General features: G+C 59.6%; 10 protein-coding genes and 2 pseudogenes. 5 read left to right on the forward strand and 7 right to left on the reverse strand.

What is annotated here, in order from left to right:
- Nucleotides 1-13: 13 nt before the first annotated feature.
- Nucleotides 14-1,801 (reverse strand): YbhB/YbcL family Raf kinase inhibitor-like protein, encoded by a 1,788-nt coding sequence (locus tag EO141_RS12040; protein WP_127169305.1) that lies wholly within the window; start codon nucleotides 1,799-1,801, stop codon nucleotides 14-16.
- Between the two features lie 246 nt (nucleotides 1,802-2,047).
- On the opposite strand from EO141_RS12040, the gene EO141_RS12045 reads away from it, so the two are divergent.
- Entirely contained in the window at nucleotides 2,048-2,425 is a 378-nt protein-coding gene (locus EO141_RS12045; RefSeq protein WP_127169306.1) for a hypothetical protein, read from the forward strand.
- Nucleotides 2,426-2,692: 267 nt separating this feature from the next.
- Here EO141_RS12045 and EO141_RS12050 read toward each other — a convergent pair.
- A pseudogene (locus tag EO141_RS12050) lies at nucleotides 2,693-3,117 on the reverse strand (zinc-binding dehydrogenase); the annotation flags it as partial.
- 275 nt (nucleotides 3,118-3,392) lie between these two features.
- Here EO141_RS12050 and atpC point away from each other — a divergent pair.
- Both atpC and EO141_RS12060 read left to right on the forward strand, forming a co-directional pair.
- On the forward strand, nucleotides 3,393-4,094 hold the full coding sequence (atpC, locus tag EO141_RS21705) for an ATP synthase F1 subunit epsilon (protein ID WP_241236661.1): 702 nt from the start codon (nucleotides 3,393-3,395) through the stop codon (nucleotides 4,092-4,094).
- A 68-nt stretch (nucleotides 4,095-4,162) separates the two neighbouring features.
- Nucleotides 4,163-5,668, forward strand: coding sequence for a DASS family sodium-coupled anion symporter (locus tag EO141_RS12060; RefSeq protein ID WP_127169307.1), 1,506 nt, complete (start codon nucleotides 4,163-4,165; stop codon nucleotides 5,666-5,668).
- A 285-nt stretch (nucleotides 5,669-5,953) separates the two neighbouring features.
- Here the strand turns inward: EO141_RS12060 and EO141_RS12065 are convergent.
- Both EO141_RS12065 and EO141_RS12070 read right to left on the reverse strand, forming a co-directional pair.
- Nucleotides 5,954-6,277 (reverse strand): annotated as a pseudogene (locus EO141_RS12065) (JAB domain-containing protein); the annotation flags it as partial.
- Between the two features lie 475 nt (nucleotides 6,278-6,752).
- A complete protein-coding gene (locus EO141_RS12070; protein ID WP_127169309.1) occupies nucleotides 6,753-7,481 on the reverse strand; it encodes an SDR family oxidoreductase in 729 nt (242 codons plus the stop codon).
- 72 nt (nucleotides 7,482-7,553) lie between these two features.
- On the opposite strand from EO141_RS12070, the gene EO141_RS12075 reads away from it, so the two are divergent.
- Nucleotides 7,554-8,180 carry a TetR/AcrR family transcriptional regulator gene (locus EO141_RS12075; protein WP_127169310.1) on the forward strand — a complete coding sequence of 209 codons (627 nt, stop codon included), beginning with the start codon at nucleotides 7,554-7,556 and terminating at the stop codon, nucleotides 8,178-8,180.
- Nucleotides 8,181-8,674: 494 nt separating this feature from the next.
- Here EO141_RS12075 and EO141_RS21710 read toward each other — a convergent pair whose 3' ends face one another.
- Nucleotides 8,675-8,893 (reverse strand): hypothetical protein, encoded by a 219-nt coding sequence (locus tag EO141_RS21710; protein WP_127169311.1) that lies wholly within the window; start codon nucleotides 8,891-8,893, stop codon nucleotides 8,675-8,677.
- Nucleotides 8,894-9,884: 991 nt separating this feature from the next.
- On the opposite strand from EO141_RS21710, the gene EO141_RS21375 reads away from it, so the two are divergent.
- On the forward strand, nucleotides 9,885-10,172 hold the full coding sequence (locus EO141_RS21375) for an energy transducer TonB (RefSeq protein WP_256359919.1): 288 nt from the start codon (nucleotides 9,885-9,887) through the stop codon (nucleotides 10,170-10,172).
- Between the two features lie 11 nt (nucleotides 10,173-10,183).
- Here the strand turns inward: EO141_RS21375 and EO141_RS12090 are convergent, their stop codons facing one another.
- Together EO141_RS12090 and EO141_RS12095 are read right to left on the reverse strand one after the other, a co-directional pair.
- Entirely contained in the window at nucleotides 10,184-11,296 is a 1,113-nt protein-coding gene (locus EO141_RS12090; protein WP_127169313.1) for a cytochrome c peroxidase, read from the reverse strand.
- Nucleotides 11,297-11,373: 77 nt separating this feature from the next.
- Nucleotides 11,374-14,136, reverse strand: a complete 2,763-nt coding sequence (locus tag EO141_RS12095; protein ID WP_127169314.1) for a TonB-dependent receptor plug domain-containing protein — start codon at nucleotides 14,134-14,136, stop codon at nucleotides 11,374-11,376.
- Nucleotides 14,137-14,185 lie beyond the last annotated feature (49 nt).

A 14,185-nucleotide genomic window follows, 5' to 3' on the forward strand; every position in this document is an offset into this window, starting at 1 on the left:
GTTTCCGGCGCGATTACTTCGGTGGGGCGACGGCCTGGGCGTAGGTACCCAACGTTTCGCCTTTCGCCAGAACATGACCCGACGCAGCGGCAAGCACCTCGTCCCGGGTCGCACCCGGCTTGACGTCCAGCATGGTGTCCAGCGCCAGGACCTGGAAGTGATAGTGATGCGGCGGATCGCCCACCGGCGGGTGCGGCCCGTAGTAGCCAACCGAACCACGGCTCGTTGCCCCCTGCAGCACGCCATCGGGCTCAGTCAGACGCATCTGCTCCTGCAGGCCCTCGGGCAGCTGGGTGACCTTGGCGGGAATGTTCCAGGCCACCCAATGGACGAATGGCGTGATGGGCCTGGCATCGGGGTCTTCCATGATCACGACGTAGGAGGTGGCCTTGGCAACCGCTTTCCATGACAGCGCCGGCGAGACGCCATCGGCGTAATCGCTGAAGCGCTTGTCCATCGCAGCGCCGCTGGCAAACGCGGGCGCAGTCACGGTGAGCGTTCCCTTGCTGTTGGTCTCGGGACGAGCCAGGGCGAGCGGCACCCCATTGCCCTGGTTGACCTGTTTCTCGAGCGACGCCGCTGGCGCTGCGCTGGGTTGCCCTGCTGCCGCAGCGCGGGCCGGTGCGCCCGTGGCGGAGATGCGGTAGATGACGCCATTGGCATCGTCCGAGACCAAAAGCGCGCCGTTGGCCGTCTCCGCCAGGCCCACGGGCCGCGCAAAGTGTTTCGTGCCGCCCTCGGTCAGGAAGCCGGTCACGAATGGCTTGAAAGCGACCGGCTTGCCGTTTTCGAACTTCAGCCGCACCACCTCGTAGCCGGACGCTGGCTTGCGATTCCACGACCCACGGAAGGTGATGAAGGCATCGCCCTTGTAATCGGCCGGGAAGGATGCGCCCCGGTAGAAGTGGAACTGCATGGCTGCGGCGTGAGCCGTGTAGCCAAGGACCATCGGTTCGCTGATTGCGGCCCACTGCTGCTTGGTCATCTCGCCCTGCGGCGTGCTCTGCGGGTTGACCCCGTCCTTGCCCCAGATGTGGGGCCAGCCATATTGCTTGCCCTTGACGATGTGGTTGAGCTCCTCCGGCTGGACCTCATCGCCCAGGAAATCCATGCCCTGGTCCATGCCCCAGAACTCGCCGGTCGCAGGGTCCCAATCGAAGCCGATGGTGTTGCGCAGGCCACTGGCAAAGATGGTGCGTGACTTCCCATCGGGCGCCACGCGCAGCATCGTCGCGTGCTCGGGGTTGGTCTCGTTGCACGCATTGCAGGTCGAGCCGATGCTCAGATACAGCATGCCGTCCGGGCCGAATGCCATCGTGCGGTTCGGGTGCTGCCCACCGTCCGGTAGATCGCCCACCAGCAACCTGAGTGGTCCCAGGGTTCCGTCTTTCAGAATCGGGGCGACGAACAGCTCCTTGACCGTGACCAGGTAGAGCTGGCCATCGCGAACCGCCAGGCCATGCGCTCCGGATCGGTTGGCCACTACCTTGGCAGGTGCGTCGAGCTTGCCATCGTCGTTGGCGTCCTTCAGCAGCAGGACGTCGCCCTGATCACGCCGGGACACGTAGATGTTGCCGCCCGGCGCCACGGCGATGATGCGGGCATTCTTCAGCCCGGTTGCGAGCGGCTTGATCTGAAAGCCTGCCGGAACTTTCAGCCCAGCCATCTGACCAGGACTGGCGTCTACCTTGTCCGGCTTGAATGTGTGCACCTGCGCCGGCACGTCGGTGCCGTCCCCTTGCTGCGCGTGTGCGTGACCTACCAACAATCCGAGCAGTGCTGCGGACAGGATACGGCGCATATGGCTCTCCCGATGCGTGGATAAAGTGCTCTCAAGAACTGCCTGGTGGATCGGCAGCCGACACGATCTTTTTGCACGGGATGCGTGATGGGAACAGCAAGGAAACGCCTGCTTCACCTTGCTCACGGCCCATGGCCATGGCCCGAGTGAATTAGACACCGGGCCGGTTGACGCAAGCACAGTCGGTACAGGTCACAATGACAACGATCGGGGTCAGACAGGCAGGTCCTGCGCAAGGAGATTTCGGTGGAGACATCTGTCGTCGTCACATTGGAGGCCGCGTTCGCCGGGTTCACATTCCTGCCCTGGATTGCGTGGGCACACAACAGCCTCAACCCCACGTTGATTCTTCATGCAGAGCGTGTGGAGTACCGCGTCTTGCGGACCCGTACTCGGCCTTACGCGGATGTTGCCTTGGTCGACTACCGGAAGACCCACGGAACCGAGAACATCGTGCTTGCGTTCCACGGTTCGAAGACCACCTTCATTGCGAACACAGGGCTGCTGCGACGGACCAGGGAGGCCATCCACTTGCTCCACCAGCGCCGCTGCCCTCTTTCGGATCGTGCGCGTGCATTGATTCCTCCAGGCAGCAGCAACGACACCCACAACCCATCGCGCTGACGCACCCGCCCGACGTGCAAGGCTCAGACCACCGCAATGCCGCTGCGTCGCTGCGCCGGCTGACCACAGCGGGCTCAGCGGCAGGTTCGGCGTCGGCAGCGGTCAAACCGCGAAGCGCCCGGTCAGCTCGTCGTGGGCACCACGGTCTGGCGCAGGGGCGGATGCAACGGAAACAAGCCGCGCTGCTGCTACGCAACGCGTTGCATCCCTTACCACGGCCCAGCTGTGCGTGCCCTCATTCCAGGGCGACGCCCTCCACAGGCTTGCTCAATCCGCAAAGCTCAACACCACGCGACCTTCGATGGCGCCTTGGTGCATGCGGGTAAACACCTCGTTGATGTTTTCGAGCCGTCGGTCTGGACCGTCGCGGCCACCTTGCCCTGCTCTGCGACGTTCAGCGACTCTTGCAGATTCAAACGGCTGCCGACGATCGATCCCTACGCGGTCACGCCGTTGAGCCCTCCTTCTTCGCATTGACCGCCACAGTGGCGCCCGGTCGCCCGGCGAGATCCAGCTTGGCGTCGTCCACATCGACCGCTGCCACAGTGAGTTCCATCGCCTTGGCGTATTGCACGGCCATATGACCCAGTCCGCCGATGCCGGAGATGACACCCAGTCTCCAGGCTTGGTGTCGGTCATTTGAGCCCCTTGTAGACCGTCACACCTACGCAAAGAAGGGGAGCGATCTGAACGACTTCTTAGAAGGCAAGCGTTGGAGTGAAGCCAAACGCCTCACCTCAAAGCCTCTTTTGAGTTCAATCAATTTTTCCGTGGCGCGAGCGCTTTCCAGCAGGCTGCACGCCATGCACCTGGATGCCCAGGACCCAACATCAGAAACGACCGGTAAATAAGCATCAGCTCTCCGCATCCTTGACTGACATTTTTTGCGTGACGATGCCCGAATCAATTCGGTTTGCTCCGGCACATACCATCATCCCAGCTTGCCCCAGAGGCCGTTCGATCCGAATTGATCGAAATCAAGGCAGGCGTGTATGGTGCAATGCATCATGAGACCCGAGGTGGCACCGGCTGGCGTTGCTTTTCGGTGTCGAAGTCGCGCCGTGATGGCGAGAAAGAAAAGCTGTTGTGGGGGGCAACAGCGTCATATTTTTCAAGGAGTGTGGACATGAGGCCTGGTGAAAAATCAGCAGTCGTTACTGGCGCTGCGCAACGCAGTGAGGCTTCTTCAAGCAAGGCTTCAGGCGGATACGACATGCACGCACCCACGTCTGCCCATCCCAGACCCGACTTCATCGCCAATGCGCAGCAGACCTTCGGGCTGACTGTCGTGAGCCTCACGGGAGCCCAGTGGGAGGGACGCGCTCGGGAGGTCAGTCTTCCTGGAGAACGGGGCCGATTTGGCGTGATGGCACGACATACGCCAATGCTGAGCACGCTGCGCGAAGGCATGATCCTCATTTATCCGGAAACGGGCGAGCCGCCTTTCCAGCTGTATGTGTCGGGCGGCTTCGTCGAGGTCCAGCCAACTCACGTCGCCGTTTTGGCTGACCTGGCGCTGCGAAGCGAAGACCAGGACAGGGCGAAGGCCGAAGTTGCGAAAACTGCCGCGAATTCGCCCATGGCAACGTCTCTCACGGACGCTGCCTATGCGCAAACGCACGCCGAGCTCATGCATCACTTTGGGGAAAGCCCACGCGCCAAGCCTTGATGACTGGAACCGCTGCACATCGTCTCAAGCGTTTCCCGCTTGTTGGACAGTCATAAAGAGGGCCCCGCATGCCAGGTCGCGTCAAAGCAGCATTCAAGTATTTCAATCAAGCCGTGCCGTTCAAACTGCCTCAGGCCCTGGTGACAACGGCCGTGCTTATCGCATTGCTCTTGCTCCCGTGCCCTGAAGGCCTGACGCCCAAGGCCTGGGGGCTGGTCGCCATCTTCCTGACCACCATCATCGCGATCATCCTCAAGGTCATGCCCATCGGGGTGATGGCGATGATGGCCATCGTCATCGTCGCGCTTTCCCAAGTCACGTCAACCAGCTCCAAGGGTGCGATCACTGATGCGCTCAGCAGCTTCTCGAGCCCGCTCATCTGGCTGATCGTGGTTGCGATCCTGATTTCCCGTGGCCTGAAGAAGACGGGCCTGGGGAACCGTATCGGCATGGTGTTCATTGCGCTCCTGGGCAAACGGACACTGGGCATCGGCTACGGCCTGACGATCTGCGAGCTCCTGCTCGCCCCCTTCACCCCCAGCAATACCGCGCGTGGCGGGGGCATTGTTCACCCCATCATGAGGTCAATTGCCAACTCGTTCGATTCCGATCCGGCCAAAGGCACGCAAGGCAAGGTCGGGACCTACCTGGCATTGGTGAACTACCACGCCAATCCCATCACATCGGCAATGTTCCTCACCGCCACAGCACCCAATCCGCTGGTGGTCGATTATGTCGCCAAAGCGACGAACCAACAGCTGCACCTGTCCTGGACGACCTGGGCGCTCTGCATGCTTCTACCGGGGCTGGCCTGTTTGATCATCATGCCTCTGGCCATCTATCTGCTGTCTCCTCCGGAGTTGAAGGCCACCCCTAACGCGGTTGATTTCGCCAAGACCGAATTGAAGGCGATGGGGCCGCTGACGGCGAAAGAAAAAGTGATGATCGGGACCTTTGGTTTGCTGTTGGTCCTTTGGGCGAACGTGCCCGCCATGATTCTCGGCCCCTCATGGACCCTGGATCCCACGGTCGTGGCATTCGTTGGCTTGTTTACGCTGATCATCACCGGCACGCTGGACTGGGACGACGTGCTTTCCGAAAAAAGTGCGTGGGACACGCTGGTGTGGTTTGGCGCGCTGGTGATGATGGCCGAACAGCTCAACAAGCTGGGCGTGGTTGGCTGGTTCACCGAGGCCATGAAGGGCGCCATCATCGCGAGTGGAATGGGATGGAAAGCCATCGCCTGCGTGCTCGTCCTGGCCTTTGTCTTTTCCCATTATCTGTTCGCGAGCACCACCGCCCACATCAGTGCGATGCTGCTTGCATTGCTGGGCGTGGGTGCACTGCTCATACCGCCGGATTACGTCATCCCCTTCATGCTCATGATGACCGCGTCTTCGGCGATCATGATGACACTGACGCACTATGCCACGGGGACCTCACCCATTATTTTCGGCAGCGGCTACGTCAGCCTGGGCGCCTGGTGGAGGATCGGACTGATCATGTGCCTGCTTGAGCTTCTCATCTTCACTCTCGTCGGCAGCGCCTGGTGGAAAGTCCTTGGCTTCTGGTAGATCTTGGATCGTCCCATGAGCAGCCAGGAACACAGCGCCTGACACGCCACCTGGCAACGGCCAACTCATCGCGCAGCGTGGAGCAGCACCTGCGTATCCCGCACGACCTGCGACAGAAAGGCCGCCAAGAAAAACGTCAGGACGCTTGCCTGCATGCCGCGTGGCACACCGCAACCGATGCTGGATAGATGGCATGCGGGCCGGCCGAGCGCGACATCATCAGCGGCGTGGGCAGGATTGATCCCTCGATTGATACCTCAAGGGGCATCGCTCGGAATCATCAATGTGGAAAAGGATGAGGGCGACCGCGTTGAGCTCCAGCGCGCGCTTGGCAACGACTCGACTGTGGACTTCGCAGGCGTCGGTCGTGCCGGTGAACAGGTGCTCGGTAGCCAGGATGTGGTGCTTGGTATCGAGGAAGATGCATCCGAAGACCTCATGCGGCAAGTGGGCGCAGCGGGCGACCACGTAACTGCCGGCTTGCTCCGGGCAGTGGATTTTGTCCAGCCGCTGGAGGCGTTGCTCCAGGATGTGAGCTGCTGCGAGCAAGATGCCCTCTTCGTCCATCTGGAGTTGGTATTGAGCCTTCAGGTCTTGGGTGCGCTTCATCGGTTCTTCTCCACCAGCGCGTTATGCGCCTCGTGGGAACCGACAGGCGAAGCGTCCGGCCCTACCGCACCCGGCAGGGAGCACCGCTTGCGGCGCACAACGGAGGGCCGGAACAACGTGAAGGAGGCCTGCCCTTGCGGTCGGGACAGCGAAGCTAAGGTCCCTTTCACAGGCCCAGCGCTGGTAAGAAAGCACCGCTGCGCTTGCCCGCATTGCGAAAAAGGCTCGGACCATGCAAGGGATGGGCTTAGGCCATAGCAGGGCTGCTGGCCAGGTGCAAAGCTTCTGGCGTCAACCAACCCAGTGTCTAACTGGTCTAACAGTTCCCTTTAGTTCCCCTATCACCCTAGGATGCTGACTTCGGTGGCTGTGCTTCAGCCGATCTGCTGCTCCACCTGCACAGATCCCGGTGCCGACAAGGATTTGCCCATGCCGGCACTCTAGCTTTCTGTTCGTTGAAGTGACGCCTACAAGCTCACCAAGGAGTAACGCTGCCAGGCTCCACAAACCGACCACTCACGGGATTCTCGCCAAGCAGCGCGTATTCAACGGGCAACTTCGCGCCCTCCTCTGGTGTCATGTAGCCGTTGCCGCCCGTCAAATCCGTCTTTACGTAGCCAGGGCTAACCGAGTTCACAATAACGGAAGTGCCGCGCAGCTCGGCAGCCAGCTGCACGGTGAGCATGTTCACTGCCGCCTTCGATGCGTTATAGCCAATGAGCCTGGCGTCGTAATAGGGAGACGATGGATCACCGTTGACCACGAGCGAGCCCAAAGAACTGGACAGGTTAACGATGCGACCGGCATCGGACTCGCGCAGCAAAGGAAGCATCTCCTGGGTCACCGCCAAGGTGCCGATGAAGTTCGTCTCCATGATACGGCGCGCGGCTTCAGCGGACCCGGTGCTTGGTGGACCATCCTGCGCATCGACGATGCCAGCGTTGTTCACCAAGATGTCCAGCTTGCCATGTTCGGCCTTGATTCTCTCTGCCGCGGTCCGAATAGTCGAATGGTCCGTCAGATCCAATGCGACGGACTGCGCGTTGAGCCCTTCGGAAATCAGCACAGCGACCGCTGCTTCGGCTCGGCCCGCATCCCGAGCACCAACGATCACGAATACCCCGGCCTGCCCTAGCTGGCGCGCAATCTCCAGCCCGATTCCCCTGTTTGCACCTGTAATCAGGGCAACGCGACTGCTGCTCATGTTCGATGTCTCCTTGTGTGTATTGGGTTCCCAGCTAGGATATGAAGGATCCTTCAACTTGAGAATTCGCTTTTGTCCGCCAGAGTTCCGCGTCATCTAGCGCCCCGCAGGACGCCGCTTCAGGCCCGATCTAAGGCCACCATCGAGGCCATATTTGAAGCATCTATTCAGCTTTTGCTGACCGAGGGCTTGCAACGTCTGACGACCACGCGCGTGGCGGAGCGCGCCGGTGTCTCGGTAGGCACGATGTATCAATACTTCCCCCACAAGCAGGCCCTGCTTTACGGACTCAACGAGCGCTATCTGGGGCGCTTGGCCGAGCGAATTGAATCCCTCTGCATGGAGCAGCGCGGGCAACGCCTTGAGTCGATGATAGGTGCGTTGATCAACACGTATTGGCACGCAAAGACGGAGCGAGCGGACGTGACGCGGGTCCTCTATCGCACCGCGGTCGAGCTCGATAACGAGGCGTTGATAGACGCATTCGCGACCCGCGTCGATGCGGCCACCACCGCGATGATACGAAGCGCTGAAGATGCGTCATTCACAGATGCGCCGAGCGTTAACCTCACCCTGGTCACGGTCATCTTCGGCACGATCCGCAACGCATTCGAGCGCAATCTGAGGCCTCGCGAGATAGAAAAGCTGCGCGGTGAGGTGCAGCGGATGTGCATCGCATACCTCAGAAGCTTGCCTTAGATCACCGTGGGCTTAACTTGCTGGCCCAACCACGTGATTGCTTCAAGCGCCGCACCATGGCAGCTTGAGTTCGAACTCATCTACAGGCTGACGCGATGGATGCCGCCAAGCGCTGAGACATTGAAGGTTAATCGACACCAAAGCAAAACGCTCCAGCATTGAACTGGGCCGTTCTTGGAAAGGCTAGACCTGATCTCAGCTCGGCAGGGGTTTGATCAGAACTATGTCGCCGGTCGAGATTCTGCCACCACAGGCACCGTAGCAGCCGCCACCAATCAGCACGCCACCACCACCGCTGATTCGACACCTTAGCTAGACAGCGACCTCGTCAATTCGAACTTGGCCAAGAGAACACCTACACTCCAGTCCGCCTTACGCCGACATTGCCTTGAGTCTTTCCTCCCATGATGACGTGCCACCAAAGCGAACCTGGCGCTCGTTATCTGATGATGATGTCAGACAACCAAAGGTTCATAGCACCATTTGCCTCAACCCTAGCCTTCCGCGTCTGTTAGCCCATGCCAAGCCAAAATCTCATCGATGCGTCGCCCGACAAACTCAGCATCTTTCGACGTGAGAGCCTTCACTTCAATGAGCTGCGCCATGACCGTGAACGCTCGCAAGAAGCGGTGGCAGTCAGGACTCGACGCCCGCAGTGCTGGCACCGCTGCGTCCAAGTGATCGAGGTGGGTTCGCAACTCAGCTCTGTCCATGAGCTCAAGTATCGGTAGCGCTGTCGCATCGGCTGAGACACATGGCCGCGCCCTCTGAGGGCGAAAGCTGACGTAGGTGAGAGCTTTGCACACCGCCTTGCCCTGGCGAAATTCGGATAGAGCTGTGCCGCTGGCATGTGCGCACTCGCTCTCCACAACGGAGGCTATTTGTGCAGGCAAGACGCCGCTCAAGCGTCCTGCGGGGTGAGCAACCATCGGTCACGCGTCCGGCAGAATCAGATTACGCCGCTGGCATTCTTGGAACCATAGGTCTCGCGCCCTTTGGGATGTCAGGAAGTTCTGAGCTACGCGTCACCCAGGCAGAGAAACCCTTCGCAAAGCGATCGAACTCACAGCGCGTCCTCTATGCCAGAGGCTTTGACTTACAGCCGCGTTTCCTGGCGACTTGATGCTCTTCAAATGCGATTACATACATCACGCAAGACGCACTTCTGCTCAAAGCGCATCGCACTTAACGTCGCTAGCGCGTAAAATAGAACGAGTCTCGTTTGCATTTTTCGCCGTGCCCTCCGCTACCGCTCTTTCTTCCATCCATGCCCTTGCCACACAAGAGAGTCGCTGGCAAAGGCTTGCTGCGGGCGTTGCGACGGTTGTCATCCATGCGCTAATTGCGTGGCTGGTGCTTGATCAGACGCGCTTTGACGCAAGCGTTCCGACTCAGGAGGAGGTTCGAATGCGCCTTAACCTTCTTCCTGCGGCAGCGCCACCCACACCGGTCGCACCAGTCCTGGAACCCAAGCAAGTTCCACAACAGTCACGGACCATTTCTTCGTCCCCGCCTCGCTTAGAGGCGCCCCCTATCGAGCATGCGACACGGCAGTCCGCGCCCGCCTCGTTACCTAGCATTACCCTCATGCCGCCGTCCGATGTTGTCGAACATTCATTGGCAGCGTCACTTGAGCAAGACGCTGCCTTGACGCAAGCTGCTGCTCCAGACTCGCCCCCTGCTCCGCCAGCTCCTGCTGCCGGAATGACAGACCCAAATTGGGAGGGGCGCGTCTTGGAACGCTTGCAGCGCTTCCGTCGCTATCCCACTACCGCCAAGGCACATCGACAAGAAGGTGTCGTCTTCGTGCGCGCTCTGGTCAATCATCAAGGCCGGGTGCTGGCCGCACGGGTGCACCTTGGGAGCGGCTACCTAGCCCTTGATGATGAAGCGTTAGGCACCTTTTCCCGGGCGCAGCCGCTTCCTCGGCCGCCCCACTCGTTGCCCGATCCGGTGGAACTAGAAGTTCCCGTAGAATTTTTCCTGCAATAAGAAGCAGGCCTTCAAAGCGTTTCCAAGAACGCCACAATGGCGTCGCGCTCTTCTTTTTGTAGGCCAAGGGGTCGAAGTAAGGGATCAGGTTTCGGGAAAAGTGGATCATCGATCTGCTCGCCTTTGGGCTTTGGCCTTGGCATGCCTGCGTTGTAGGCATTGACAACACTGCGCAGATCCGCGAAACCACCTGTATGCATGTAAGGCCCTGTCTTTCGCACATTGCGCAGTGACGGCGTGCGGAACTTCCCACTGTCTCGAACATCCTGGGTGACCTCATACCGGCCCAGATCCTGGCGCTGACGTCCATAGAAATGAAGCCCAAGATTGTGGAAACGATTGTCGGCAAGCGTCGGACCGCTATGGCAGTTCATGCAGCGGGCTTTGGTCCTGAAAAGATGCAAGCCCCACAACTGCTGATCGGTCAGCAGCTCCCGTTGCCCTTGTAGAAATCGGTCGTAGCGATTGGCGCGAGGCACCAAGCTTCGCTCAAAGGCTGCCAACGCCTGAGCAATGTCTTTCTCCGTGATACGTGACGAGCCAAACACGTGTCCGAACTCACCGGGGTAGTCATCGCTTTGATTGAGCCGCTCCACCATGGCAGGAAGCGAAAACGCCATTTCCTTGCCGTCCTCAATGGGATGGCGGATCTGCTCCTCCAACGACCCGGCACGTCCATCCCAGAAGAGTGACTCGGCAAAACCAGACATGGCCACACTTGGCGCGTTGCGTCGTCCTTGTTGTCGATTATGGCCAAAGGACACGCTACGCCCATCTCCCCATCCAAGCTCTGGATCGTGGCAGTTGGCGCACGCGATCTGTCCTGAGCTCGATAGTCGCGGGTCTTCAAAGAGTTTCCTTCCAAGAGCAACTTTTTGCACGGTTGTTGGGTTGTCGGCAGGTGTCGGCGCTTTCGCGGGTAAGGGAGCAAGTTCTTGCCATACTGCGCCTTCAGAGATCTCAGGTTTCGGCCACGACGCTTGCGGCCCTGCGTAAGCCAGGCGCAGACACGCAACGTCCACGCTATTGGATGACAAGGCGAGCGTTGCCCGGCAGTCCCTAGGAACGGGCGTGTTCGTCCTCTCCGGCACGGCATGGCCTGCAACACAGCATGCGGCCAGCATCAGCCACCAACGCCAACATCGCGACTCAACACGTGCCACCTCTCAACCACCCAACCGCATCGGCTGACCCACCTTCATTAGAACCGATACCCCGCTTCCAGCCAGTAGCTGCGCCCTTGCTCAAAGTAAGATGATGAAGATGTTGTGCCAGCAATCTTGTTGATGCGATTGAGCACATTCATGGCTTCCACACGCACATAAAGTTGCTGCTCGGATGGCAAGCGGAAGCTGTATTCGAGTGTGGTGTCCACGGTGAAGGCACGTGGATAGCTCACATCACGATAGACGTCATAGACCTCGCCACCAACGTCTTCACTTCCTTGCTGCACGATGTCGCGAAACCCATCGCGATATCGCAAAAAATTGCTCCAGAGAAGCTCGCCTGGCCCGATATCCACACGCGACTGTGTTGACAGGCGTGCTGTCCACTTGCGCGCGAAGTCGGTCGCCGGCAGATCGTAGAGCCAAATCCGGTTGCCTTTATAAAGCACCAACTGGTCGCTCTCATCGCTCCAGCTGGTTTGGTAGTTGCTGTAATTTCGCCGGGTGTCGGTGTAGTCGAAGGCAAACTGCACTTGGGTCCGACTAGGCCCCCAGACCAGGCTATTTTCAGGGCTCACGCTCAGCGTGTAGACATCGCTTCGGCTGCGCCCGTTGTTCACATACTCGTAGACGCTACTGGTGAATGCGCCGGACGGATCGTTACTTCGAACCGATTGGCGCAGGACTTCGTCGCGGTTGTCACGACTGACATACTTCAGACTCAGATCCAGGCCGCGCCAACGCTGATCCAGTCCGATGGTCCATTCATTGGTATAGGGGATATCAACATCGCTCAGCCGGTTGGTCGAACCAGCAGATGTGCCCTCGATACTCTCCCATGCCGCGCGTGCACTCGTGCGTGTCTTGACCAGGGTCAGGCGCTCACGCCCCTCGCGAAGCAGGTAACTAAAGAAGTTGCGTCCGTAGTAGCGGTTGAGCCCACCCGTGAGGATCGTGGTCTTGTCGCCGAATACATCCCAGGATGCGGCTAGCCGTGGAGAGAGCGTGGTCTTGTCCCAAATGCTGTCTTTGTCCAGACGCACACCACCACGAAGGCTCAAGTCTCCAAGGCGCACGTCGTCTTGGAGCCACGCAGCATAAGCCTGCCCGCTGACCTCGAACTCTCCTGCTCGATAGGTGGTTTGCCGGCGAAAGTATTGACCACGCCCGGCGACGACCGTTCCGGTGACAGAGGTCAGGACCGGTGACAGCGAGCAGCTATCCGTGTCCGCTGCGCCATTGCTACTGGTGCAGCTTGTGGTGGCATAGGGTTGCAGGTAGTTGTAGTGGTCATTGAGGCGCTCGTAGTTTGCTTCTCGATGCTGGAAGGACACGCCCAGCTGCACATTGTGTTCGCTCGATCCCCAGGCAATGGGCTCCCGATCGAGCTGGGCTTGATAGCCCACCTTGCGATCATGCTGATCAACATTGCCCCAGCTTCCTTCGCGGCTACTGTTGTTGACGCCCCAATCGAACTCCCGTGACTTGGCCCAGGACTTCCAGTAGTCGACCTGGCTTCGCCTGGAGCTCTCAAGATCGCTGTAGCTCAAGGTATTGCGCATCGTCCAGGCCCCACGCTCGACGTTGGCACGCAGCGCCACAACAGGGCCACCTGATTTCAGATCGAACCATGAGTTTTTGGCGCTTTGGATGAAGTAACGATCATCGGTCGGCGCATAGGTGAGGCTGGCACCGAGCTCAATACCACTATCGCTTTTCCAATCGGCCGACAAGGAGGTCGCTGTGTTCTGCCGGGTTTGCGTTTTGCTGTTGGCATCGCTGCTGCTCACATTCCCCGAGGTATAGCCTCGAAGAGGGATCTCCGAGCGAGTCTGCGTGACAGTCCCAATCAGCCCAATGCCGCTCTTGGTCCGTCCTTCCAGTCGCGCCCCAAATTTGAACTTGTCGAACTCGGGTTGAAAATCGCTGGTTGCTGACTGCTCGAAGTCCTGCTCTTGCCCTTGAGGGATGATGATGTCATTCCAAACCGAACGCGCCATGCGGAACCAGATTTTTCCGTGTAAACGGTCACCTGCCTTACGGGTTTGTGCGTCCACCACGCCACCAGTGAAGTTCCCGAAGGCTGCCGGCACGTTGCTATCGTAGACGGTCACGCCCTCGAGCAGATCGGTATCGACCGCGATGCCCTGTGACTGGCTAGGGACATCAGCATAGTGGTCAGCGTTGTTGAAGACCGGATCGATATCGTTATTGAAGCTGATGCCATCGATCAGGAATAGGTTCTGGTAAAACGGCGCGCCGTTGATGCTGAAATCTGCCGGGCGGATCTCGCCGGCATTGCGCGAGCTTCTCGCTGTGTCGCTGAACTGCACCGATGGATTGATGCGCAGTAGCGTGGCGAGATCGCTTTCTCCCCGAGGCGCTGCATCAATGTAGGCTTGATCCAGTGCAATTCCCTCCGAGTAAGGGAACGTGCGCTGCGCCCCGATGCGCAAGGGCGACAATGGAATGATCCCGCTGCTCGCAGCAGGTGCGCGAAGCAGTGTGTAGCTTCCATTGGAGCGTGCAAGCAAGCGCAGTCCCGAACCCGATAGCAGCCGCTCCAGGCCTTCGCGATCGGTCATGTTGCCCTCGATCGATGGCGCAGTCAGCCCCTCGGTCAAGGCGGGATCGAACGACAATGCGATCCCGCGCTCAGTGGCAAACGCGGTGAGCGTTGCGCCCAGCGGCCCCGCAGGCAATCGAGCGGGCGTTGCCTGGGCAAACGCCGAGCTTGAGACGGTAGCCAGGGCAAGGACTAGAAGACGAATCCGCAGGGGATGGTAAAAACGACGCATGACAGCGCTCAACAATAGGGGTTCTTCCACTTGCCCCGCGAGATTGAAA

Origin of the sequence: Xanthomonas sp. BRIP62415, assembly GCF_003993515.1 — a bacterium.
Taxonomy (GTDB): domain Bacteria; phylum Pseudomonadota; class Gammaproteobacteria; order Xanthomonadales; family Xanthomonadaceae; genus Xanthomonas; species Xanthomonas euroxanthea.